At 66.1% G+C, this 22,310-nt stretch carries 21 protein-coding genes; 3 read left to right on the top strand and 18 right to left on the bottom strand.

Annotated features, from left to right (window positions below):
* Nucleotides 1-50: 50 nt before the first annotated feature.
* Together nusA and rimP are read right to left on the bottom strand one after the other, a co-directional pair.
* On the bottom strand, nucleotides 51-1,673 hold the full coding sequence (gene nusA / locus QX128_RS16375) for a transcription termination factor NusA (protein ID WP_316179038.1): 1,623 nt from the start codon (nucleotides 1,671-1,673) through the stop codon (nucleotides 51-53).
* Between the two features lie 14 nt (nucleotides 1,674-1,687).
* Entirely contained in the window at nucleotides 1,688-2,449 is a 762-nt protein-coding gene (gene rimP, locus QX128_RS16380; RefSeq protein WP_316179039.1) for a ribosome maturation factor RimP, read from the bottom strand.
* A 424-nt stretch (nucleotides 2,450-2,873) separates the two neighbouring features.
* On the opposite strand from rimP, the gene QX128_RS16385 reads away from it, so the two are divergent.
* Nucleotides 2,874-3,950: a DUF2336 domain-containing protein gene (locus QX128_RS16385; protein ID WP_316237957.1), complete on the top strand. Its 1,077-nt coding sequence runs from the start codon at nucleotides 2,874-2,876 to the stop codon at nucleotides 3,948-3,950.
* A 21-nt stretch (nucleotides 3,951-3,971) separates the two neighbouring features.
* On the opposite strand, the gene QX128_RS16390 is transcribed toward QX128_RS16385, so the two are convergent.
* The 12 genes from QX128_RS16390 to tsaB all read right to left on the bottom strand — a co-directional run bounded on the left by QX128_RS16390 (nucleotide 3,972) and on the right by tsaB (nucleotide 15,048).
* Nucleotides 3,972-4,709 carry a tRNA (guanine(46)-N(7))-methyltransferase TrmB gene (locus QX128_RS16390; RefSeq protein WP_316237958.1) on the bottom strand — a complete coding sequence of 246 codons (738 nt, stop codon included), beginning with the start codon at nucleotides 4,707-4,709 and terminating at the stop codon, nucleotides 3,972-3,974.
* On the bottom strand, nucleotides 4,706-5,839 hold the full coding sequence (locus tag QX128_RS16395) for a M20 family metallopeptidase (protein WP_316179044.1): 1,134 nt from the start codon (nucleotides 5,837-5,839) through the stop codon (nucleotides 4,706-4,708). Before QX128_RS16395 ends, QX128_RS16390 begins: the two co-directional genes overlap by 4 nt.
* Before the next feature lie 322 nt (nucleotides 5,840-6,161).
* Nucleotides 6,162-6,578 (bottom strand): helix-turn-helix domain-containing protein, encoded by a 417-nt coding sequence (locus QX128_RS16400; protein WP_006615449.1) that lies wholly within the window; start codon nucleotides 6,576-6,578, stop codon nucleotides 6,162-6,164.
* Nucleotides 6,579-6,810: 232 nt separating this feature from the next.
* Nucleotides 6,811-8,421, bottom strand: a complete 1,611-nt coding sequence (gene lnt, locus QX128_RS16405) for an apolipoprotein N-acyltransferase (RefSeq protein WP_316237959.1) — start codon at nucleotides 8,419-8,421, stop codon at nucleotides 6,811-6,813.
* Nucleotides 8,418-9,587 carry a hemolysin family protein gene (locus QX128_RS16410; RefSeq protein WP_316237960.1) on the bottom strand — a complete coding sequence of 390 codons (1,170 nt, stop codon included), beginning with the start codon at nucleotides 9,585-9,587 and terminating at the stop codon, nucleotides 8,418-8,420. The genes lnt and QX128_RS16410 overlap by 4 nt, the downstream gene beginning before the upstream one ends.
* A gap of 2 nt (nucleotides 9,588-9,589) precedes the next feature.
* The gene (gene ybeY / locus QX128_RS16415; protein WP_315803925.1) at nucleotides 9,590-10,099 is read right to left on the bottom strand and encodes an rRNA maturation RNase YbeY; all 510 of its coding nucleotides are present in this window, start codon (nucleotides 10,097-10,099) and stop codon (nucleotides 9,590-9,592) included.
* Between the two features lie 62 nt (nucleotides 10,100-10,161).
* Nucleotides 10,162-11,139 carry a PhoH family protein gene (locus QX128_RS16420; protein ID WP_316215359.1) on the bottom strand — a complete coding sequence of 326 codons (978 nt, stop codon included), beginning with the start codon at nucleotides 11,137-11,139 and terminating at the stop codon, nucleotides 10,162-10,164.
* A 64-nt stretch (nucleotides 11,140-11,203) separates the two neighbouring features.
* The gene (gene miaB, locus QX128_RS16425; protein ID WP_315803923.1) at nucleotides 11,204-12,601 is read right to left on the bottom strand and encodes a tRNA (N6-isopentenyl adenosine(37)-C2)-methylthiotransferase MiaB; all 1,398 of its coding nucleotides are present in this window, start codon (nucleotides 12,599-12,601) and stop codon (nucleotides 11,204-11,206) included.
* A gap of 55 nt (nucleotides 12,602-12,656) precedes the next feature.
* Nucleotides 12,657-13,376 (bottom strand): HAD family hydrolase, encoded by a 720-nt coding sequence (locus QX128_RS16430; RefSeq protein WP_315803922.1) that lies wholly within the window; start codon nucleotides 13,374-13,376, stop codon nucleotides 12,657-12,659.
* Nucleotides 13,369-13,824: a Fur family transcriptional regulator gene (locus tag QX128_RS16435; protein WP_315803921.1), complete on the bottom strand. Its 456-nt coding sequence runs from the start codon at nucleotides 13,822-13,824 to the stop codon at nucleotides 13,369-13,371. The genes QX128_RS16430 and QX128_RS16435 overlap by 8 nt, the downstream gene beginning before the upstream one ends.
* Nucleotides 13,825-13,867: 43 nt before the next feature.
* A complete protein-coding gene (gene rimI / locus QX128_RS16440; protein WP_315803920.1) occupies nucleotides 13,868-14,350 on the bottom strand; it encodes a ribosomal protein S18-alanine N-acetyltransferase in 483 nt (160 codons plus the stop codon).
* Nucleotides 14,347-15,048: a tRNA (adenosine(37)-N6)-threonylcarbamoyltransferase complex dimerization subunit type 1 TsaB gene (gene tsaB, locus QX128_RS16445; protein ID WP_315803919.1), complete on the bottom strand. Its 702-nt coding sequence runs from the start codon at nucleotides 15,046-15,048 to the stop codon at nucleotides 14,347-14,349. Before tsaB ends, rimI begins: the two co-directional genes overlap by 4 nt.
* Before the next feature lie 254 nt (nucleotides 15,049-15,302).
* Here tsaB and QX128_RS16450 point away from each other — a divergent pair, with 254 nt between their 5' ends.
* Nucleotides 15,303-16,985, top strand: coding sequence for a PAS domain-containing methyl-accepting chemotaxis protein (locus QX128_RS16450; protein WP_316237961.1), 1,683 nt, complete (start codon nucleotides 15,303-15,305; stop codon nucleotides 16,983-16,985).
* An 82-nt stretch (nucleotides 16,986-17,067) separates the two neighbouring features.
* On the opposite strand, the gene QX128_RS16455 is transcribed toward QX128_RS16450, so the two are convergent.
* The 4 genes from QX128_RS16455 to murJ all read right to left on the bottom strand — a co-directional run bounded on the left by QX128_RS16455 (nucleotide 17,068) and on the right by murJ (nucleotide 21,055).
* Complete coding sequence (locus QX128_RS16455) at nucleotides 17,068-17,637, bottom strand: NifU family protein (protein ID WP_315803917.1); 570 nt, start codon at nucleotides 17,635-17,637, stop codon at nucleotides 17,068-17,070.
* A 108-nt stretch (nucleotides 17,638-17,745) separates the two neighbouring features.
* Nucleotides 17,746-18,240, bottom strand: a complete 495-nt coding sequence (locus tag QX128_RS16460; RefSeq protein WP_315716941.1) for a universal stress protein — start codon at nucleotides 18,238-18,240, stop codon at nucleotides 17,746-17,748.
* Between the two features lie 154 nt (nucleotides 18,241-18,394).
* Nucleotides 18,395-19,447: a tryptophan--tRNA ligase gene (gene trpS / locus QX128_RS16465; protein ID WP_315803916.1), complete on the bottom strand. Its 1,053-nt coding sequence runs from the start codon at nucleotides 19,445-19,447 to the stop codon at nucleotides 18,395-18,397.
* Nucleotides 19,448-19,495: 48 nt separating this feature from the next.
* Nucleotides 19,496-21,055: a murein biosynthesis integral membrane protein MurJ gene (gene murJ / locus QX128_RS16470; protein WP_315803915.1), complete on the bottom strand. Its 1,560-nt coding sequence runs from the start codon at nucleotides 21,053-21,055 to the stop codon at nucleotides 19,496-19,498.
* 70 nt (nucleotides 21,056-21,125) lie between these two features.
* On the opposite strand from murJ, the gene QX128_RS16475 reads away from it, so the two are divergent.
* A complete protein-coding gene (locus QX128_RS16475; RefSeq protein WP_315803914.1) occupies nucleotides 21,126-22,127 on the top strand; it encodes an adenosine kinase in 1,002 nt (333 codons plus the stop codon).
* The last annotated feature ends 183 nt before the right edge of the window (nucleotides 22,128-22,310 follow it).

The raw sequence follows: 22,310 nt of genomic DNA on the forward strand, positions 1-22,310 counted from the left end.
CTGGGTCAGGGTGGGGGTCATTGCGGTGTCCATGGGGCGAGCCAAACGGGTCAGGCGGGCTGTCCTTCGGTCGTTTCGTCCTCATTCTCGGGCTCGGCTTCGGCCTTGGCGAGGTCAGCCTCACTGATCCAGCCGGCCTTGACGCGGGCCTGCATGACCATGGCTTCGGCGTCATCGCGGGAGACATCGAGACCGTCGAGGAAACCGGGGAATTTGGTGGCTTCGCCCCCCTCCTTGCGCTCGGTCCAGCCGACCAGATCGTCGGTGGCGCAGCCCGCGAGGTCCTCGACCGTCTTGATGTCGTTCTCGCCGAACTTGACCAGCATCTTGGTGGTGACGCCGGGCACGTCCTTCACCGCGTCCTCGACGCCGAGCTCCTTGCGCCTGGCCTCGAGCTCGGCTTCCTGCTGCTCGAGGAATTCGCGGGCGCGGGTCTGCAGCTCGGTCGCGGTCTCCTCGTCGAAGCCCTCGATGCCGGCGAGATCCTTGAGGTCGACCAAAGCGAGCTCCTCGACCGAGGTGAAGCCTTCGGACGCCAGCAACTGGCCGACGACCTCGTCGACGTTCAGCGATTCCATGAACACGCGGGTGGAATTCTCGAAGTCGGCCTGGCGGCGCTCCGATTCCTCCTGCTCGGTCAGGATGTCGATGTCCCAGCCGGTCAGCTGCGAGGCGAGCCGGACGTTCTGGCCGCGGCGGCCGATCGCCAGCGAGAGCTGGTTGTTGGTGTCGGGGACGACCACCTCGATGCGCTCGCGGTCCTCGTCGATGACGACCTTGGCGACTTCGGCCGGCGCCAGCGCGTTGACCACGAAGGTCGCGATATCCGGCGACCAGGGGATGATGTCGATCTTCTCGCCCTGCAGCTCGTTCACCACGGCCTGCACGCGCGAGCCGCGCATGCCGACGCAGGCGCCGACGGGGTCGACCGAGGAGTCGCGGGAGACAACGCCGATCTTGGCGCGCGAGCCGGGGTCGCGAGCGACCGCCTTGATCTCGACGATGCCGTCATAGATCTCCGGTACCTCCTGCGCGAACAGCTTGGCCATGAACTGCGGATGGGTGCGCGACAGGAAGATCTGCGGTCCCCGGGTCTCGCGGCGCACGTCGAACACATAGGCGCGGACGCGGTCGCCGTTGCGGAAGACCTCGCGCGGCAGCATCTCGTCACGGCGGATGATGGCCTCGCCGCGGCCGAGGTCGAGGATCACGCTGCCATACTCGACGCGCTTGACGACGCCGTTGACGATGTCGCCGATGCGGTCCTTGAACTCCTGGTACTGCCGGTCGCGCTCCGCCTCGCGCACCTTCTGCACAATGACCTGCTTGGCCGATTGCGCGGCGATGCGGCCATATTCCAGCGGCGGCAGGGTGTCCGCGATGGTGTCGCCGATCTGGGCGCCCGGGTTGGCGCGGCGCGCATCATCCAGCGAGATCTGGTTGGAGGGGTTCTCGACCTTCTCGACCACCAGCATGTGGCGCGACAGCCGCAGCTCACCCTTCTTCGGATCGATCTCGGCATGAACGTCGGTCTCGCTGCCGTAGCGGGCGCGGGCGGCCTTGGCGATCGCGTCTTCCATCGCGGCGATCACGATGCCGCGGTCGATCGACTTCTCGCGCGCGACGGCGTCGGCGATCTGCAGCAGTTCCAACCGGTTGGCGCTGACGGCCATGGCTCAAGTCTCCTCTAATCAGGATCGATCTCGCCCCTGCGCGCGCGGTCGGCAGCGAGGCGATGTTTCTTGGTGTTGGTCGGCAGCGGCTTCTTGGCCGGCTGCTTGTCTTTCAACTTCGGCTTCGGCTTGGCCTGGGCCGCCGGCTTGGCGTGCGGCGCCAGCGGCGGTGCGATGCCAAGCTCGCGCTTCTTCTCACGCTCGGCGGCCTTGCCGCGGCGCATGGATTCGGCGATCAGCTCGTCGGTCAGCACCATCTTGGCGTCGCCGATGTCGGTCATCGGCAGCACGACATCGGCATCCTGGTCCTTGGCGACGTCGTCGCGGGTGATGCGGACGCCGTCACCTTCGACGCCCTTGATGATGCCGCGGAAGCGTTTGCGGTTCTGATGCGCCACCGCCATCTCGATCTTCACGAGATGCCCGACATGGCGCTCGAAATCGGAGCGGCGGACCAGCGGCCGGTCGATCCCCGGCGAGGAGATCTCGAGCCGGTAGGCACGGTCGATCGGGTCGGCGATATCCAGCACCGGCGACAGCGCCCGCGACACCGCCTCGCAATCCTCGATCTGCATCGTGCCGTCGGGGCGCTCGGCCATCACCTGGACGGTGCAGCCGGCCTCGCCGGAGATGCGGATCCGCACCAGACGGTACCCCATTCCCTGCAGCACGGGGTCAGCCACCGCCGCGACGCGCGCCGCGACGCCCGGCTCAACGACGAGACGGGGCTCGGTCAGGAGGTCGGTGTCAGCGGTTGCGAACGTAGGTTCCGTCATCGAGGCGTCGATCGCGTGTCTTGCTTGGTTGGGCCGTCGGGCCTGTTCGATCGCGCTCACCGGACCGATCCCGCCCGTGGCGGAGCGATCCAGGTAACAAAAAAGAGCGGGTCCGGAAGGGCCCACCCTCACTACGCGATCGTATATGAGATGATGTTTGATGGCGCTCATATAGCCGCTTTGCCGCCTGACGGCAAGGGTCGTGTCGGCTCAAACGGCGCCTGGAACTGGGAATCTGCTCCGCGCCAGGAGTGCGGATCGGATCGTTTTCCCCGACCGGGAACGGCCGAATGCCGCAGGGTCTAACCCTTCATTCACCAAGATCGCTTAAAAATGAGCTGAGTTCGCGCTTTTCGCCTCCGTAGTCGTGCCGCACGGAGCGGAGCGCACGGAAACGTGTCGTGTTGCGTATCGAGTAGACGTCATGACCCCGGCAACCGCGCTGATCCCCGGCCTCGGCCGGATCGTCAGGCAGGGCCATGCTGAACGCGGCCTCGAGGCCACGCGCCGCATCGCCGACCTGTTCTTCGAGGATGCGACGAAGCTGCGTCCCGAGCACATCAATCTGTTCGACGGTCTCCTGATCGATCTGGTCCCGTTCGCGGATCTGCCGACGCGGATCGATCTGGCGGAGCGGTTGTCGCGGCTCCTCAGGGCGCCCCGTGCCGTCGTCAGCCGGCTGGCGCGCGACGACGAGGTTGCGGTGGCGGGTCCGCTGTTGCGCCGTTCGCTCGTGCTCGACGATCCCGTGCTCATCGCCATTGCGCGCGACAAGAGCCAGGGACATCTGCTCGCGATGGCAGAGCGGACGCGCCTGTCGGCCGATATGACCGATGTGCTGGTGCGCCGTGGTGATCGCGACGTGGTGCGGCGGACCGCTGCCAATGATGGCGCCGCGTTTTCCCCGCGCGGCTATGCCGCGCTGATCCACCGCGCGAGTTCAGACGGCGTGCTGACGCTCACGGTCGGCCGGCGCGACGATGTTTCCGACGATCATATGCGACAATTGCTGGCCGGTGCGCTCGATGTCGTCAGGCGGCGGCTGTTCGATGTGGTGCCGCCGGACAAGCAGGCGAGGATCAAGCAGGCCCTCGCCGAGCTCGCCGATGCGGCACAGGCAACAGACAGCACGCGCAATTTCGTGCCGGCGCAGCGGACCATCCTGTCGCTGTATGAAGCCGGTGCCTTGGACCAGTCGGCGCTGTTCGGCTTCGCATCCGAGCACAAATACGAGGAGGTCATCGCGGCGCTCGCCGCAATGACGGGATTGAAGATCGCGACGCTCGACCGGCTCATGTCGGGCGATCGTCACGATCCGCTTCTGATCCTGGGGCGCATGATCGGGCTCGATTGGCGCACCGTGCACACACTGATCCTGCTGCGCCTCGGACCGAAACGCGTGCCGGCGCAGCGCGACATCGATGCGATCAGGGTCAACTACGCGCGCCTGCTGCCATCGACCGCCGAGCGGGTCGTCGCGTTCTGGAAGACACGGCATTGAATGACGCCCACGGCGCAGTGGTCAGCGCCGGCGGAAGATCAGGTAGTTGGCGACGCGGCCTTCGCGCGTCGCCTTCCGTCCGTAGCGCGTCATGGTGTAGCCCGGCCAGGGCAGACGCCAGTCGTCGGCGCGCTCGGCCGTCCAGGCGAACTCGGGCGACCGGAGCAGATGCCACAGCGTCCAGGCGCAATAGTCGGCGATGTCGCTGACGAAGCGGAACTCGCCGCCGGGCCTCAGGACGCGCGCCATCGCGGCGATCGTCGCATCCTGCACGAAACGCCGCTTCCAGTGCCGCCGCTTCGGCCAGGGATCGGGATGGATCAGGTCGATCCGCTGCAGCGATCGCGGCGGCAGCCAGGCCAGCAGTTCGGCGGCGTCGCCGGCCAGCAGCCTGATATTGCCGATGTTGTCGGCCTCGATCGCCGACAGGATCTTGGCCATGCCGTTGACATAGGGCTCACAGCCGATGAAGCCGGTGGTCGGAAACGCCTTTGCTTCGGCGGCAAGATGCTCGCCGCCGCCAAACCCGATCTCCAGCCGCAGCGCGTCGACCGGCGGATCGTACAGCGTGGGCAGCACGGCATCCGCGGGAGCGGCGAGATCGAGCGCGAGATGCGGCAGCAGGTTGCCGACCAGGTCGGCCTGATGCGCCCGCAGCTTGTGGCCCTTGCGCCGGCCGAAGAACGAGCCCTGACCATGCAGGGCCGCGGTGTCGGTGTGATTGTCGTCGTCGACGGGCATGTTGATTGCGGTGCTCATCGCAGCGTTTCATAGAGGCGGTAGAGCAGCCTTGTCCGCGGCTCGATCGAGGAGATGTACATCTGCTCGTAATGCGTATGCGCGCCCTTGCCATCGACGCCGAGCCCATCGAGCGTCGCCGTGAACGGTGCGGTGAAATTGCCGTCGGAACCGCCGCCGGTATAGGTGTCGATCAGCTCGAAGCCGATTTCGTCGGCGAGCGATTTCGCATGCTCGAACAGGGCGGCGCCGGCGTTGCCCTTGACGTAAGGCGGCCGGTTCACCTCGCCGCTCACTTCGACCGTGACGCCATCGCTGCGCGAGGTCAGCCCCAGGATCTTGGGCAGGATTTCCTCGGCATCGGCAGGCGTCGGCAGCCGTGCGTCGACCTCGGCATAAGCTTCCTCGGCGATCACGTTCGGACGTGTTCCGCCGCGCACGACGCCGACATTCACGGTGATGCCGCGGGCGGGGTCGTTGAGCGCCTCGAGGGCGTGAATGACGTTGGCGAGTTCGCGGATCGCGCTGCGTCCATCCTGTGGACGCGCGCCGGCATGCGCGGGCACGCCGCGGATCGTCACGTCGAACCGCGCCACGCCCTTGCGTCCGGTCACGATCTTGCCGCCGTCACGCGCGGGCTCGGTGACGAGGACGTATTTGGCCTTGCGGCCTTCCTCCTCGATCAGCGCGCGCGAGGTCGGGCTGCCGATCTCTTCATCCGAGACGAACAAATGAGTAATGCCGAGCGGCGATTTTTGACCGCCTGCGCAGAGTTGACGAAAGGCGTGGAAGGCGAGATACGCGCCGCCCTTCATGTCGTAGATCCCCGGACCGTACGCGACGTCGCCGTCGACCGAGAACGGCAGCCGCGCGATGAACCCGATCGGATGCACCGTGTCGAGATGGCTCAGGACCAGGATGCCAGGCTCGTCCTGTCCCCACGACGACCGTGCGACGAGGTGGTCGCCGCAGCCGTCGCGTCCGGCGATCCGTTCGATCGTGGCATCGAGCCCCCGATAACCATCCGCGACAAGGGAAGCCAGCTTGTTGACCTGATCAGGCGCCTCGGTCGGGGTCTCGATCTCGACCCATTGGCGGATGCCTTCGAGAATTGTGCGACTATCGAACGGGCTGCTGCTGCTGGTTGTCATGAGCTTTGTAAATCGTTCTCGATGGTTACGAAGTGGTAGCAGGCGGTTGGGCGCGCTGGCGCGTCGCGGGGCGGGTTGGCGGCCGGGACGCCGGAGTTCCAGGCCACATGTGCATAAAAAGATTTAGAGCGCGATAGCCTTTCCCGAAGGGGAGCCATCGCGCTCTATTGGTCGTGATCCAACCTGTCTATCGGTTCATTCGTCTGCGGAATGAAGCGTGCCCAGCGCGTCGTCCGCAAACGTGCCCCGCTGATGGCCCCCCGAGGGCGCTGACATTCCTATGAGAGTGATCACGATAGGAATGTCAGCGCCGGCGCATCAGCTAGCCTTCTTCCGGAGCTTCGCGATCAGCGATCTGCTCGACCAGGTCGACGATGCTGCGACGAAGCTTCGAATCGTGGATCCGCGTGAATGCGCGGGTCAACGCCAGTCCTTCGGAGGTCGCCAGGAAATCAGACACATAGGCGGGCGAAGCGCCTTCGCCGAAAGCTTCACCGTTGGTCCCGCCACTCGGGACCCCTTCGAACAGGAAGGAGACCGGGACCTGCAGAACCTCCGATATCTGCTGAATCCGGCTGGCGCCGACTCGATTGGTGCCTTTTTCGTACTTCTGTATCTGCTGGAACGTGAGTCCGAGAGCCTCACCAAGTTTTTCCTGGCTCATGCCCAACATGATACGGCGCATCCGCACCCGGCTGCCGACATGCTTGTCAACAGGGTTGGGCGCTTTCGTCGACATCTCTCAACTCCTTAGAATGGGCCTCGGAACGAGGCGGTCGCAGTATGCCTCAGGCGCTCACACCGTCAATTTCTGTTCGCATGTCGTACTAACGAAGACGGCCGAGCAACGAACTGGACGGCTCATGCTGCCGCGCGAGAATGCGAATTGCAGCAGCTATCTGTCAACACTTGGGGTTTTGCTTGTCAAAAAAAATCTTACGGACCCGGAAAGAATCGAGATCTTGCTGTCGTCAGGGAAGCTTTTGAGCAACACGTCTGCGAACGACGGTGCTCAGGGCGATCACTAACAGGATCGCAACCGGAATGTCGCCGAGCCTTGCATAGACGGTCGGCTGCAACGCAACAGGCAGCGCGGAATCCAGCACGCCCTCTGCGCCGAGAGGCAATTGCTTAACGATACGGCCGACCGGATCGATCACTGCGGAGATGCCGGTGTTCGCAGATCGAACTAATGGAAGTCCTTGCTCGATCGCGCGCCACTGCGCCTGCTGCAGATGCTGATGAGGACCGGTCGATATGCCGAACCAGCCATCGTTCGTCAGGTTGACGATCCAGCCCGGTCGTTCTTCGCTCGGCACGCTGTCGCTCGGAAAGATCGCCTCGTAGCAGATCAAAGGAAGCACACGTGGGGCGTGTGGCACGTCCAGGTTGCGTCGCACCGTGCCGGGGATGAAGCCGCCCTGCACCCGCGTGAGCTGCTCGAGCCCGATCCGCTCCAGCAGAGTCTGGAACGGCAGGAACTCGCCGAATGGGACCAGATGGAGCTTGTCGTAGACCGACAGCACGGTGCCGTCGTGATCGATCACGTAGATCGAATTGTAGGCCCGGGTGATCGGGGTGTTGCGAGGCGCGTCGGGGGCGCGGACCGAACCGGTGATCAGCACCGTGCCCGGTGACAGCAGGTCGGCGATCTGGCCCATCGCGTCCGCCTCGCGGGTTAGGAAGAACGGGAACGCCGATTCCGGCCAGATCAGGACGTTGGCGTCCCGGACACCGGTGGCGTTCGGGCCGGAGGCGCGGTCCGACAGCGCCAGATAGCGGCGCATGACGTCGGCCTTGGCGCCATAGTTGAACTTCACGTCCTGCTGCAGGTTCGGCTGCATGATCCGCAGCTTGAGGTCGGCGACGAAGGCGGTCGGATGCAGCCCGAGCCGGATGACGCCGAACACGCCCATCGTCACGAGCAGGGCGGCGGCCGCGGCCGGCGCCCGCCAGCGCTCACGCCAGGTCTTGCCGTCGATCAGCACTGCGGGGCTGGCGAAGATCGCGATTGCCAGGAACGTCATGCCCCAGATCCCGATCAGCGAGCCCGCCTGCGCCAGCGCGAGCGGCTGCGACAGGGCATAGCCGAACGTGTCCCAGGGGAAGCCGGTCAGCGCGTGGCCGCGCAGCCATTCGCTCGCGGTCAGGCAGACGGCGAGCGCCAGGATGCGGGTTGCATCACGCGTCCAGATCAACCGGGCCAAGGCGAAGCCCAGCGCCGGAAACAGCGCGAGATAGGCCGGCAGGCCCAGCACGGCGAACGGCATCAGCCAGGCGAAGGTGTCGGCATCGACCAGGAACGCGTTGCCGATCCAGTACAGGCCCGGCACGAAATAGCCCATGCCGAAGCAGAAGCCGGTGAAGGCGGCAGCCGGGATGCCGCGCCGCCGTCCCGCCGCGGCGCCGTCGATCAGCCAGACCAGCACCGGGAAGGTGATCGCGAGCACCGGCCAGGCGTTGAACGGGGCCATCGCCAGCGAGGAGAGCGCGCCGGCAGCGAGCGCGATCGCCGCACGCTTCCAGCCCCAGGCCAGGACAACGCCGATGGCGAGGCCGCGAATCGTCGATGGGCGGATCACTGTGAGCTGGCTCCGTCGCCCCTTGGCGGGCTGCTATCGTCATGGACCGGCGCAGGGCCGGCCTCTGCCGGCGGCGGCTCGGCCGGGACGTCCGTGTCCGGCAGGGTCACTTCCGGCGCAACGTCTCGACGCCGGCTTTCGCGCGGCGGGCGGGGCGTGGGGCGTTCCTTGCGCGGCGCGATGCGCAGCCGCTTGACCCGGCGCGGATCGGCATCGAGCACCTCGACCTCGAAATTGCCGGGGCCGGAGATCAGTTCGCCGCGCACCGGCAGCCGGCCGACATGGTTGACGAGATAGCCGCCGAGCGTCTCCACGCCCTCGCCGGCCTCGCCCGTCACGAACTCCTCGCCGATCACCCGGCGGACGTCGTCGAGGCTGGCGCGGGCGTCCGCGATGAAGGCGTTGTCGGCCTGCCGCACGATCGCCGGCGGCTCGTCGCTGTCGTGCTCGTCGTCGATCTCGCCGACGATCTGCTCGACGATGTCCTCGATCGAGACCAGTCCGTCGGTGCCGCCATATTCGTCGACCACCAGCGCCAGATGGATGCGCGAGGCCTGCATCTGCGCCAGCAGATCGATCGCGCGCATCGATGGCGGCACATAGAGCAGCTTGCGGATGATGTTGGCCTCGAACAGCGGCATCGAGAGGTCGACTGCCTTCAGGTCGAGCCCGGCCGGCAGCGGCTTCTTGCGCCGCGCCTTGACCTCGTCCGAGACGCGCGCCTGTGCGGTGGTGAAGGCGAGCAGGTCGCGGATGTGGACCATGCCCTCGGGATCGTCGAGCGTGTCGTTGTAGACCACGAGCCGTGAATGCGAGGCACTCTCGAACAGGCTCATCAGCTCGCCGAGCGTGATGTCGCGCCTGACCGCGACGATGTCGGCGCGATGTACCATCACGTCGGCGATCCGCCGCTCGTGCAGATCGAGGATGTTGCGCAGGAGCGTGCGCTCGACCGCGGAGAAGCCGATGTCGTCGGGTGTCGAGGCGTCGAGCACGACCTGCAGGTCGTCGCGCACCGATCCGCCGCCCTTCCATCCGAACAGATTGCGCAGCGCGCGAAAAAGCCAGTTCTCGCTCGGCGAGCGGCCGAGCTCGGATGCCGGCACCACGGCCGGAAGATTGCGCGTGTTGCGCGGATTGTCGTGAATGGGTTCGGAGTCGGCCATGATCAATTCGTCCGCTCCCGGTCGGCATAGGGATCGGGGATGCCGAGATGGGCCAGGATCTCGCGCTCGAGCGCCTCCATCTCCTCGGCCTCGTCGTCGGTCTCGTGATCGTAGCCGATCAGGTGCAGGAAGCCGTGCACCGCGAGATGGCTGAGGTGCTGGTCGAACGGCTTCTGCTCCTCGTCGGCTTCGCGCCGCAGCGTCTCGTAGGCGATGGCAATGTCGCCTAGCATGCGCGGCGCGTCGTCGTCGCCACGCGGGCCGGTCGGCTGCAGCGCCGGAAACGACAGCACGTTGGTCGGCTTGTCGATGCCGCGCCAATTGCTGTTCAGGGTGCGGATGCCGTCGTCGTCCGTCAGCATCACCGCGATCTCGGCGTCGCCGACGTCCGCGTCGACCGTCTCGGCGGCGGCGACGATGGCGCGATGTATGACGTCCTCGGCGTCGGGCTGGTCCTGCCAGCAGTCGGCGGCGACGATCACCTCGGTGGTTGGAATGGGACTTTGTGGCATCCTGGTCGTTCTGTGCGGATGGCGCTTGGATCACGCGCCGATCGGCGAGCTTGCTCTCGGGGTCAGCGCGCCTTTGGGCTCTCATAGGCGGCGACGATACGCGCCACCAATTCGTGGCGAATGACGTCCTCGCCGGTGAACCTGACCTGCGCGATCCCGTCGACGCCGTCGAGCAGCCGCGCGGCCTCGGCGAGGCCCGACGTCTGGCCGTTCGGCAGATCGACCTGCGAGGGATCGCCGGTGATGATCATGCGGCTGTTCTCGCCCAGGCGCGTGAGAAACATCTTCATCTGCATCGATGTCGTGTTCTGCGCCTCGTCGAGAATGATCGCGGCATTGGTCAAGGTGCGCCCGCGCATGAAGGCGAGCGGCGCGATCTCGATCTCGCCGGCCTGCAGCGCACGCTCGACGATGCGCGCATCCATCAGATCGTACAGCGCGTCGTAGATCGGGCGCAGATAGGGATCGACCTTCTCGCGGAGGTCACCAGGCAGGAAGCCGAGCCGCTCGCCGGCTTCGACAGCCGGGCGTGAGAGGATGATGCGGTCGACTTCCTTCCGCTCGAACAGCTGCGCTGCATGCGCGACCGCGAGCCAGGTCTTGCCGGTGCCGGCCGGACCGATGCCGAACACCAGCTCGTGGCGCTTCAGCGCGCGGATATAGGAATCCTGCGCGGCGGTGCGGGCGCGCACCGGACGCTTGCGCAGGTTGATGCTCTCGAACGCGTTCTTGGCGTTCTTGGCGTCGAACTCGAACAGCGAGCCCTGCGCGACCACGGCGCGGATCGCGCCCTCGACGTCGCCCTGCGCCAGATCCTGGCCCTTGACGGCCTGCGCATAGAGCGATTCCAGCACGCGCCGCGCGGCATCGCAGCCGTCGCGGGTGCCGCCGATGGTGATGTGGTTGCCGCGGGAATCGACGACGACGCCGAGGCGTCGTTCGACCAGCGCCAGGTTCTGGCCGTAGGGGCCGACCAGGGCGGATGCGGCGCGGTTGTCGTCGAAATCGATGACGACCTGGGTCTCGGGGGGCATGGACATGTCGCGGTCGTACTTGCGGCTGGGAGCGAGGGAAGACGAATCCGATGCGCTCTTGGGCAAGTGCTCAGCCTCCGATGGACACGAGGGGCGTGGGGGAGATCACTGCCGGCGCGGCCGTGACGAGCTCGCCGAGCAGGCTGTAGCGTTCGAGACTGTCGATCCGCACCGGCAGAACCTGGCCGATGATGTCGTCGGACGCCATGACGTGAGCCGGCTGCAGATACGCGGTCCGTCCGACGAGCTGCCCGGGCCTGCGCGCTGGCCGCTCGAACAACACGTCGACGACCTGGCCGATCGCGGCCTTGTTGAAGGCTGCTTGCTGGCTGTCGATCAAGCTCTGGAGGCGCTCCAATCGCTCGTCCATCTCGGTCGCTGACACCATCTCCGGCATGTCCGCTGCCGGAGTTCCCGGACGCGGCGAATACTTGAACGAATAGGCCGCAGCGTAGCCGATTTGGTCGATCAGGGCGAGGGTGGCGCGAAAATCTTCCTCGGTCTCGCCCGGGAACCCGACGATGAAATCCGAAGAGAATGCAATGTCGTCACGGACGGCGCGGAAACGGTCGACGACTTTGCGATAATCGGTCGCCGTGTGTTTGCGGTTCATGGCGCTCAGGATGCGGTCGGATCCCGACTGAACCGGCAGATGCACGAACGGCATCACCGCTGCGAGATCGCGATGCGCCGCGATCAGGCTGTCGTCGACGTCGTTGGGATGGCTGGTCGAGTAGCGGATCCGCGCCACCCCCGGAATCTCGGCAATCCTGTAGAGCAGCCGACCCAGCGTCCAGGGCCGGCCGTCGGGGCCTTCGCCGTGATAGGCGTTGACGTTCTGGCCGATCAAAGTGATCTCGCGAACGCCGTTGTCGGCGAGCTGCGCCACGTCGTCGACGATGCGCGCCACCGCGCGCGACATCTCGCTGCCGCGTGTATATGGCACGACGCAGAAGGTGCAGAACTTGTCGCAGCCTTCCTGCACGGTGACGAAGGCCGAGACGCCGCGGGCGCGGATGGCCTCGCGGCTGGGCTTCGCCAGGAAGCCGAACTTGTCGTCGGCCGGGAATTCGGTCTCGATCGCCCGCTCGCCGCGGCGGGCCTGGGCCAGGAGCTGCGGCAGATGGTGGTAGCTCTGCGGCCCGACCACGACGTCGACGGTGGGGGCGCGGGTGATGATCTCCTGGCCTTCCGCCTGCGCCACGCAGCCGGCCACGGCGATCTGCATCGTCCGGCCGGCCCGCGCGGCGTCCTCCTTGGCGACCCGCAGCCGCCCGAGCTCCGAATAGACCTTCTCGGAGGCCTTCTCGCGGATGTGACAGGTGTTGAGGATCACGAGATCGGCGTCGCTGGCCTCGGCGGTCTCGACGAAGCCCTCAGGCCCCAGCGTGTCCACCATGCGCTGGGCATCGTAGACATTCATCTGGCAGCCATAGGACTTGATGTGCAGCTTGCGCGGCGGCGTCATGAACCCTTGCATGCAGTCGGAGGCGCGCCCAATTGGCGCCGCGCTCAGATATAGACTAGGGGGCCGGAAATCCAGCGATCGCAGGCTTTTTCTCGGCCAGCCGGCTCAGAATCGCCGGCAACTGCCGCATGTCGTCGAAAACCAGGGTGGCGCCGGCGGCGCGCAGGTCGTCGGCGTGCCCGGGCCGGCAGTGGCTGCCGCCGTGAAACCCAAGCACCGTCATGCCGGCGGCGACACCGCCCCGGATACCGGCCGTGCTGTCCTCGACCACCACGCAGGCCGCGGGACGCGCCTTCATCTGCGCTGCCGCGAACAGGAACAGATCGGGCGCGGGCTTGCCGTTCTCGACCTGGGAGGATGAGAAGATGTGCGGGGCGAGGCGATCGTAGAGCCGGGTGGCGCCGAGGCTGACGCGCATGCGCTGGTGCGATCCGGAGGAGGCGACGCACACCGGCACGTCGATGGTGTCGAGCGCCTCCATGATCCCGTCGATGGCCGCGAGGTCCTGCTCGAAGGCGCGGAACAGGCGATCCTGCAGTTTCGGGTTGAAATCGTCGGGCAGGCTGCGGCCGAGTTCGGCCTCGACCTCAAGCTTCGCCTGTTTCAGCGACCGGCCCAGGAACCGCGCGAACACCTGCTCGGTCGTGATCGGATAGCCGCACAGGCTGAGCACGTCGGCGTGCGTCTGACAGGAGATCACCTCACTGTCGACCAGCACGCCATCGCAATCGAAAATGACGAGATCGAAGTTCGAAGCCGGCGCTACGTCAGCCATTCGTCTCTTCGTCGAGCGGCACGCAATACAGCTCCAGCCGGTGGTCGACCAGCTTGTAGCCGAGCTTGCGGGCGATCTCGGCCTGCAGCTTCTCGATCTCCTCGGAGGTGAACTCGATCACCTTGCCGTCGCGCAGATTGATCAGATGATCATGATGGCTGTCGCGCATCTGCTCGTAGCGGGCGCGGCCCTCGCGGAAATCGTGGCGCTCGATGATGCCGGCATCCTCGAACAGCTTCACGGTGCGATAGACCGTGGAGATCGAGATCTTGTCGTCGACGGCGACGCAGCGCCGGTACAACTCCTCGACGTCGGGATGGTCGCAGGCTTCCGCGAGCACGCGGGCAATGACCCGCCGCTGCTCGGTCATGCGCATGCCGGTGGCGGCACAGCGGGCCTCGATTCCGGTGGAATTGAGCGCTGGCGTAGTTTTCAAGGAGGAGGTCATCGTGTCTCGCCTCAAGGATGCGCTTTCTGCCACCAAGCGCAGGTTACGACAAGTCCCGGCGCATCAGAAGCGCATTCAACTGTTCCCCGCCGGGCTGAAGGTAATAGCGTTCCCGACGGCCCACGGTCGCAAATCCGGCGCGTTCATAGAGTCGGCGGGCCGGCTGGTTGTTTTCCTCCACTTCGAGAAAGACCGTCCGGACCCCGCGCCCCGCAAGGTGCCCGAGATGCTGCAGCAACAGATCACGAGAAAATCCACGGCCGCGCTGATTTGGGTCAAGTGCAACTGACAATATTTCCGCTTCGTCCGCGCCGATCCGCGAGACGATGAAGCCTATGAGCTTCCGCCCGAGCCGCAGCCGATGGATCATGGTGTTGCGCTCGGCCAGCATCGCCTCGAACTCGCCTTCGCCCCAGCCGCGGTGAAACGAGGCGGCGTGGATCTGGGCGAGTCTGGCGGCGTCGCGCAGCGAGGCCGCTTCGATCAACGGTTTGGGGCTGCCGAGCCAGCGGAAGAACATGTTCATGACGAGATGGCCGTCTGCACCGGTTGACGCGTTGCGCCGGCGGGCGGCTTGACGTCGGGTGCGCGCAGATAGAATGGCCGCGCCGGCGCGTGCACCGGGTCGGCGGCCGCGCCGAGCCAGGCGACCCAGCCGATGTCGGGTCCGTCTTGCGAGTCGACCGCAACTGGCGCGGCTGATTCCTTCGGCCACCGCTCGGCCAGCAGCGCCGCGGCGTTGCCGACGAGGTGTGGGGCGCCGAGCCGCGCGACCGCCAGAACGTCGTCCAGCGCAGCCACCTGGGGCGCGACCAGCTCCTCGCCGTTGCCGCTCACGACTTGGTAGTAGACATGGTCGTGCCGGGCATCGATCGCCGAGATTACCGGGTTGGCGCGGTCCTCGCTGACGATCGGCGCCGCGTAGGCGGACAGCGTGGTCACGCCGACGACCGGCTTGTGGGCGGCCAATCCGATGCCGCGGGCGGCGGAGAGCCCGACCCTCAACCCCGTGAAGCTCCCGGGGCCGGTCGTCACCGCGATGCGGTCGAGATCGGCGAAACCGACGCCGGATTGCTGCATCACGCGCGCGAGCAGCGGCATCAGGGCCTCCGCGTGGCCGCGCTTCATCGGGAGTGTCTCCTGCGCCCGCATCAAGGCCGAATCAGTATCCAGCACGGCAGCGGCGCAATGGTCGAGGGCAGTATCGATGGCGAGGATCAACATCCGGTCGGGTTCGCATTGAAGAGAGCGCAAATACCTATTGTGGTACCGTGATAAAGTTAGTTGACGCCTTCTTACATCCTCATCGGGAAAAACGCATCAAGGCGCAACTACTGATACGCTAAGTTACTGAACTATATGCCATTTAAGCAAATCTTTCCGCGCCTGTGGGAATTATCCGCTCGGCACGTTCGGGGGAGAGATGACGCGCCGCCCGTTGGCGGATGGCCGCCCCCGTCCCGAGAAGAGGAATTTCCATGTCATTCTGGTCAGGCAGTTCGGCATCGCGCGATGCGATGGCGCAGGTCGCGGCGATCAACCGCTCGCAAGCGGTGATCGAGTTCGACACCGACGGCACGATCATCACCGCCAACCAGAATTTCCTCGACGCGATGGGCTACTCGCTGAGCGAGATCCAGGGCCGGCACCACGCGATGTTCGTGGCGCCCGAGATGCGCGACAGCGCCGAGTACCGCGTCTTCTGGGCCGATCTGCGGGCCGGGAAGTTTCGTTCGGGGGAGTACAAGCGGTTCGGCAAGGGCCACCGCGCCGTCTGGATCCAGGCGAGCTACAATCCGGTGATCGACGGCGGCAAGCCGGTCAAGATCATCAAATTCGCAACCGACATCACCGAGCAGAAGATGCGCAGCATCGAGGACGCCGGCAACATCGCGGCGATCGGGCGCGCCCAGGCGGTGATCGAGTTCAATCTCGACGGCACCATCATCGATGCCAACGATCAGTTCCTGAGCGCGATGGGCTACACGCTGGCCGAGATCAAGGGCCGGCATCACAGCATGTTCGTGCTGCCCGACGAACGCGACAGCGCCGCCTACAAGGAATTCTGGACCAGCCTCAGTCGCGGCGAATTTCGCTCGGGCGAGTTCAAGCGTTGCGGCAAGGGCGGCCGGGAGATCTGGATTCTCGCGTCCTATAACCCGATTCTCGATGACGAGGGGCGGCCGTTCAAGGTCGTCAAATACGCCTCCGACGTGACGCAGCAGAAGCTGGCTGCGGCCGATTTCGCCGGCCAGATCGCCGCGATCCGCAAGTCCCAGGCGGTGATCGAATTCGACCTGAACGGCATCGTGCTCGACGCCAACGAGAACTTCCTCGCCACGCTCGGCTACACGCTGGCGGAGATCAAGGGTCAGCACCATCGCATGTTCATGCCGGCGGGCATGGGCGACAGCGCCGCGTATCGCGAGTTCTGGGCCGCGCTCGGCCGTGGCGAATTCCAGATGGGCGAGTTCGAGCGCGCCGGGAAGGACGGACGACAGGTCTGGATTCAAGCGAGCTACAATCCGATCAAGGATCTCAACGGCAAGCCGTTCAAGATCGTGAAATTCGCGAGCGACGTCACTGCGCAGGTGATCAGCCGCATGAAGGGCAACAAGGTGCGCGGCATGATGGAGCACGTCGCCGCCGGCGCCGAGCAGCTCAATTCCTCGGTGCAGCAGATCGCCGATGCCATGGCGAAGTCGAAGGAGACGGCGACGGCGGCGGTATCGCGCGTCGAAGACGCGGACCAGCAGGCCAAGCGCCTGTCCTCGGCAGCCGGCGCCATGAGCAGCATCGTCGAGCTGATCGGCAGCATCACCGGCCAGATCAATCTCCTGGCGCTCAATGCGACGATCGAATCGGCCCGTGCCGGCGAGGCGGGGCGCGGCTTTGCCGTCGTCGCCGGCGAGGTGAAGAACCTGGCCACGCAGGCCAAGCAGGCCACCGATCGCATCGGCAGCGAGATCGGCAATCTCAACGGCATCTCGTCCGACGTCGTCGGCGCGCTCGGCGCCATCAAGAACGCGATCGAGAGCGTGAATGACTACGTTTCATCGACGGCGCACGCCGTCGGCGAGCAGAGCGCCGTCACCAGCGAGATGTCGGAGAACATGCGCCAGGCAGCTGCGGAGGCAGCGTCCATCGGCAAGGCGGCGTAGAGAGCGAATGGCGAATAGGGAGCAACGAATAGGGAATGCATCTACTCGCTACTCACTATTCCCTACTCGCTCGCCCCCCTTGTCACATCGGCCGGACTTCGACCACCTCGGGCACGAAATGCTTCAGCAGGTTCTGGATGCCGTGCTGCAGGGTCGCGGTCGATGACGGGCAGCCGGAGCAGGCGCCCTTCATGTTGAGATAGACGATGCCATCCTTGAAGCCGCGGAAGGTGATGTCGCCGCCGTCATTGGCCACGGCCGGGCGGACGCGGCTCTCGATCAGGTCCTTGATCATGCCGACCGTCTCGGTGTCGGCCTCGTCGTAGAACTCGTCGTCCTCGTCGGCGGAGTCGTCATTGGCGGCGCTGCCGTCGGCGAGCAGCGTCGCGCCCGACATGTAGTGCTCCATGATCGCGCCGAGGATCGCCGGCTTGAGGTGCTGCCATTCACCGTCGCTCTTGGTGACGGTGATGAAATCGGCGCCGTAGAACACGCCTGTGACGCCGTCGACGGCGAACAGGCGCTCGGCCAGCGGCGAGCGCGCGGCGGCGTCGCGGCTGTTGAATTCCATCGTGCCAGCGGGCAGCACGACTCGGCCCGGGATGAACTTCAAGGTGGCGGGATTGGGGGTGGCTTCGGTCTGGATGAACATGGTTTTCTCCGGCAGCGCCGGTTCAAGGCCGGCCTGTGGTGTCCTCATAGCAGATGGCGCGAGCGCGCGCACGATCAAGGGGGCTCGGCCGGCGTTTCCGCTCTAAGCCTATGAAAGAGCGTCGAGATCGGCGTCACCGAGATCGCCCGGCACGATCACCAGCGGGATCGGGAAGGCGCCGCTCGTCTTGGTGACATGGGTGACCAGGGGTCCCGGCCCCTCGGGGCCCGAATGGGCGGCGAGCACCAGCAGCGCGATGTCGCTGTCATGCTCGATCGTCTCCAGGATCTGCGCTGTCGGCTCACCCTCGCGGATGACCCGTTCCGGCGCGGTCACGCCGATCGCGGACAGCAGCGCCGCGGCCTGGTCGAGCTCGGCATGCGCTTGCTCCTGCGCCTCCGCCCGCATCAGGTCGGCGACCCCCAGCCACTGCTGGTTCTGGTCCTCCGTTTCGATGACGTGGAGCATGACGATGCGGCCACCGGAACGGACCGCCCAGCGGCCGGCATAGCGGACCGCGCGGTCCCATTCCTCGCTGTCGTCGACCACGACCAGGCATTTCGGCGCATGGCCGGTCTGGTAGCTCTGCCGCTGCGCCGCCATCGCGTTCCCGCCTGCTGCTGCGAGTCGATCCGGCCGCGATGCTGCCACAGCCCATCTCCGTTGGGGAGAGGGCTGCGGGTTCCATGGCGCCTGCAATGACACCGGTGGTGCGGCAGCAAGGCCGACTTCGGGAACTCGCGCCGTGCTGCTCTGGTCAGGGCTTGCGGATGAAGCCGACGATGTCCTTGGCCGTCTTCATGGTCTCCGCGGCGATGGCCTGGGCGCGGTCGGCGCCGTCGACCAGCACGGACTCGACATAGCCGGGATCAGCGGTCAGGCGCTTCATCTCGGCGGCGATCGGCCCGAGCTTGGTGACGCACAGCTCGACCAGCGCATTCTTGAAGCTGGAGAACTGGCCGCCGCCGAAATCCCTGAGCACATCGGCCTTGCTGCGGTCCGACAGCGCGGCGTAGATGCCGACGAGGTTATCGGCCTCGGGACGTGCGTCCAGCCCCTTTTCCTCGGTCGGCAGCGGCTCCGGATCGGTCTTGGCCTTGCGGACCTTCTGCGCGATCGTATCGGCATCGTCGGTGAGGTTGATGCGCGAATAGTCCGAGGCATCGGACTTCGACATCTTCTTGGTGCCGTCGCGCAGCGACATCACGCGCGTCGCGGGACCGGTGATGAAGGGTTCCGGCAGCGGGAAGAACAGGCCGTCGCCGAAGCCGTGGCTGCGGATCGAGTCGCCAAAATCATTGTTGAACTTTTGCGCGATGTCGCGCGAGAGCTCGAGATGCTGCTTCTGGTCCTCGCCGACCGGAACATGGGTGGCGCGGTACAGCAGGATGTCGGCGGCCATCAGCACCGGATAGTCGTACAGGCCGACCGATGCGTTCTCGCGATCCTTGCCGGCCTTCTCCTTGAACTGCGTCATGCGGTTCAGCCAGCCGATGCGCGCCACGCAGTTGAAGATCCAGGCCAGCTCGGCGTGTCCCGAGACCTGGCTCTGGTTGAACACGATGTGCTTCTTCGGATCGATGCCGGCGGCGATGAAGGCGGCCGTGACCTCGCGGGTGTTGCGCGCGAGCTCGGCGGGGCCGCCCCAGACGTCGATCGGCATGGTGATCGCGTGCATGTCGACGACGCAATAGATGCAGTTGTGGGTCTGCTGCATCTTCACGAAGTTGACGATCGCGCCGAGATAGTTGCCGAGATGCAGGTTGCCGGTCGGCTGGACGCCCGAGAAAACCCGTTCCACGAAGGCCATGATCACTGTTCCGGATGATGGATTTGGGCGTCGTTTGGCACGTGCGCCTCAAAGGTGCAAGTCGGCGGCGGGCTTTTGCCGGATCGCCCGGACGGTTTCGCGCCAGCTCACGGCGCCGAGGGACACGAGAAGCCCTCCGTAGAGGATGACGGCGCCGCCGATCAGGGCGCCGAGCAGCGCGGCCGCGCCGAGATGGCTGCTGCTCCAGGTGCCGGCAAAGCGTCCGGCGGCGATCCAGAGGACCGCGCCCATGACCATGGCGGCCAGCGTGATGCGCGGCAGCCGGCGTCGCGAGGCCGGGGAAAGCGCGAAGCCGAAGCGCGTGGCGCCGCGCCGGATCAGGACCGCGGCATTGGCCCAGGCACCGAGCGCGAGCCCCGCCGCGATGCCGCTTGCCGCGAAGACGTGTGCGAGCAGGAACGCCAGCGCGATCGCGACAGAGCATCCGATCAACGTCGCGCGCAGCGGCGTCTGCGTGTCCTCGCGCGCGAAGAAGGCGGGCTGCAGCGCCTTGGTCAGCACCTGCGCCGGCAACGCTGCCGCGAGCCATGTCAGCACCTGCGCCGTCGCGGCGGCATCGTCCGAACTGAATGCGCCATGTTCGAACAGCAAACGAATGATCGGCTCGTTCAGGATCATGAGTCCGAGCGTCGCAGGCAGCGCGAGCCCGATCGTCAGCTCGAGGCCGCGCGATTGCACCTCCGCGAGAGCCGCCTTGTTGCCCTCGTGCAGCGCGCGCGTCAGCTCCGGCACCAGCACCGTGCCCATGGCAACGCCGACGAGCCCGAGCGGCAGCTCGATCAGGCGGTTGGCGAAATACAGCCACGACACCGCGGACGGCGAGGTGGAGGCGATGATCGCGCCGCCGACCGCGAGCAGTTGCGGGCCGGCGCTGGCGACCATGCCGGGCAGCGCCTTGGCGAAGAAGCCGCGCATCTCGGCGTCGAGGGCGATACGCACCGGCGCGGCAATGCGGCTGCTGCGTCCGCGCCGCGCGAGCAACGCGAGCTGCAGCAGCCCGGCGATGCCGATGGTCGCGGCGAGCATCAGCGCGGCCCGCGAGGGATCCGGATGTTGCATCAGCAACACGATGGTCACGCTGATCAATGCCACGTTGAACAGCAGCGGGGCGAAGGCCGCGAGCGCGAAGCGTCGTTGCGCGCTGGACAGTGCGAGCAGCACCGTCGAGGGGCCGGCGAAGGCGAGATAGGGCAGCATCAGCCTGGCATCATTGACGGCCAAGGTGAGCGTCTCTTCACCGGCGAAGCCCGGCGCGAGCAGGGTCATCACGAACGGCATCAGCAGCGCCAGCACCAGGGTGGCGGCGAGCAGGCCGGCGCTGACGGTGCCGAGCACACGGCCGGCAAAAGCTGCCGCATGTGTCGTACCAGCCTGCTGGTATATTCGCAGCCAGGCCGGCACCAGGGCCGCATTGAGGGCGCCCTCCGTCAGCAATCGCCTGATGACGTTGACGAGTTGAAACGCTGCGAGAAATGCGTCCGCAACCGGACCGGCGCCGAGCAGCGCGGCCATCAGCGCATCCCGGATGAAGCCGAGCAGGCGCGAAGCCAGTGTTCCTGACACCACAGTCACGAATGAGCGGATCATCAGGCTTCTATAGCAGCGCCGCTTGTGATAGGCCGCAGCGTTTGCAAAACGCCGTAAACGGGGCCAGTGGATGACTGACGCGAAATACGATGTTCTCGGGATCGGCAACGCGATCTTCGACGTGCTGGTGCATGCCGATGAAGCCTTTCTCGCCCGGCACGGCATGACCAAGGGCAGCATGGCGCTGATCGACGAGGCCCGCGCGGCCGCGATCTATGCCGATATGGGCCCGGCCACCGAGATGTCCGGCGGTTCGGGGGCCAACACCATCGCCGGCCTCGCCAGCCTGGGCGCGCGTGCCGCCTACGTGGGCAAGGTCAAGGACGACCAGATCGGCCGGATGTACCGGCACGATATCCGTGCCGCCGGCGTGACCTTCGATACCGCGCCCGCTGCCGACGGCCCGGCGACCGGCTGCTGCTACATCCTGGTGACGCCGGACGGCGAGCGCACCATGAACACCTATCTCGGCGCCGCGCAAAATCTCACCGCCGCGGACATCGATCCCGCGCAGATTGCGGCGGCGCGCATCATCTATCTCGAAGGTTATCTGTGGGACCCGAAGGACGCCAAGGATGCGTTCGTGAAGGCGGCGGCGATCGCGCATGACGCCGGACGCGAGGTCGCGCTGACCCTGTCGGATTCGTTCTGCGTCGACCGCTATCGCGAGGAGTTTCTCGACCTGATGCGCGGCGGCACCGTCGATCTCGTGTTCGCCAACGAGGCCGAGCTGCATTCGCTGTACCAGACCTCGGATTTCGACGGCGCGCTGAAGCAGCTGCGCGAGGACGCCACGCTCGGCATCGTCACCCGCAGCGAAAAGGGCTGCGTCGTGGTGTCGAATGACGGCGTGATCTCGGTGCCGGCGCATCCGATCGAGAGCCTGGTCGATACCACCGGCGCCGGCGATCTGTTCGCCGCCGGCTTCCTGTTCGGGCTGGTGCGCAAGACCGGCTACGAGATGGCCGGCCGCCTCGGCGGCCTGGCTGCGGCCGAAGTGATCCAGCACATCGGCGCAAGGCCGCAGGTGTCGCTGAAGGAACTGGCGGTGCAGAGCGGGCTGAAGGTTTAGGCCTGGGCTGAGGCGGCTCGGCCATTCTCTGTCGCGTGTGACACATCTCTCTCCATCGTCATGGCCGGGCTTGACCCGGCCATCCACGATCTTCGGTTTGCAGGATCAAAGACGTGGATGCCCGGGACAAGCCCGGGCATGACGCGCAACTAACAACGATCTTGCCTGCGTGGATCGAGCGTT

The sequence above is a fragment of the Bradyrhizobium sp. SZCCHNR1015 genome, from assembly GCF_032489875.1.
Taxonomy (GTDB): Bacteria; Pseudomonadota; Alphaproteobacteria; order Rhizobiales; family Xanthobacteraceae; genus Bradyrhizobium.

Excerpts from the sequence above, each read along its gene's own strand:
- QX128_RS16475 (WP_315803914.1), top strand. The coding sequence starts at position 21,126 with ATGACTGACGCGAAATACGATGTTCTCGGGATCGGCAACGCGATCTTC.
- tsaB (WP_315803919.1), bottom strand. The coding sequence starts at position 15,048 with ATGTTGATCCTCGCCATCGATACTGCCCTCGACCATTGCGCCGCTGCC.
- QX128_RS16395 (WP_316179044.1), bottom strand. The coding sequence starts at position 5,839 with ATGACAACCAGCAGCAGCAGCCCGTTCGATAGTCGCACAATTCTCGAA.
- QX128_RS16455 (WP_315803917.1), bottom strand. The coding sequence starts at position 17,637 with ATGTTCATCCAGACCGAAGCCACCCCCAATCCCGCCACCTTGAAGTTC.
- nusA (WP_316179038.1), bottom strand. The coding sequence starts at position 1,673 with ATGGCCGTCAGCGCCAACCGGTTGGAACTGCTGCAGATCGCCGACGCC.
- rimP (WP_316179039.1), bottom strand. The coding sequence starts at position 2,449 with ATGACGGAACCTACGTTCGCAACCGCTGACACCGACCTCCTGACCGAG.
- QX128_RS16460 (WP_315716941.1), bottom strand. The coding sequence starts at position 18,240 with ATGGCGGCGCAGCGGCAGAGCTACCAGACCGGCCATGCGCCGAAATGC.
- murJ (WP_315803915.1), bottom strand. The coding sequence starts at position 21,055 with ATGATCCGCTCATTCGTGACTGTGGTGTCAGGAACACTGGCTTCGCGC.
- QX128_RS16420 (WP_316215359.1), bottom strand. The coding sequence starts at position 11,139 with ATGTCCATGCCCCCCGAGACCCAGGTCGTCATCGATTTCGACGACAAC.
- QX128_RS16435 (WP_315803921.1), bottom strand. The coding sequence starts at position 13,824 with ATGACCTCCTCCTTGAAAACTACGCCAGCGCTCAATTCCACCGGAATC.
- trpS (WP_315803916.1), bottom strand. The coding sequence starts at position 19,447 with ATGGCCTTCGTGGAACGGGTTTTCTCGGGCGTCCAGCCGACCGGCAAC.
- ybeY (WP_315803925.1), bottom strand. The coding sequence starts at position 10,099 with ATGCCACAAAGTCCCATTCCAACCACCGAGGTGATCGTCGCCGCCGAC.
- QX128_RS16385 (WP_316237957.1), top strand. The coding sequence starts at position 2,874 with ATGACCCCGGCAACCGCGCTGATCCCCGGCCTCGGCCGGATCGTCAGG.
- rimI (WP_315803920.1), bottom strand. The coding sequence starts at position 14,350 with ATGAACATGTTCTTCCGCTGGCTCGGCAGCCCCAAACCGTTGATCGAA.
- QX128_RS16390 (WP_316237958.1), bottom strand. The coding sequence starts at position 4,709 with ATGAGCACCGCAATCAACATGCCCGTCGACGACGACAATCACACCGAC.
- QX128_RS16410 (WP_316237960.1), bottom strand. The coding sequence starts at position 9,587 with ATGGCCGACTCCGAACCCATTCACGACAATCCGCGCAACACGCGCAAT.
- QX128_RS16430 (WP_315803922.1), bottom strand. The coding sequence starts at position 13,376 with ATGGCTGACGTAGCGCCGGCTTCGAACTTCGATCTCGTCATTTTCGAT.
- miaB (WP_315803923.1), bottom strand. The coding sequence starts at position 12,601 with ATGACGCCGCCGCGCAAGCTGCACATCAAGTCCTATGGCTGCCAGATG.
- QX128_RS16450 (WP_316237961.1), top strand. The coding sequence starts at position 15,303 with ATGTCATTCTGGTCAGGCAGTTCGGCATCGCGCGATGCGATGGCGCAG.
- QX128_RS16400 (WP_006615449.1), bottom strand. The coding sequence starts at position 6,578 with ATGTCGACGAAAGCGCCCAACCCTGTTGACAAGCATGTCGGCAGCCGG.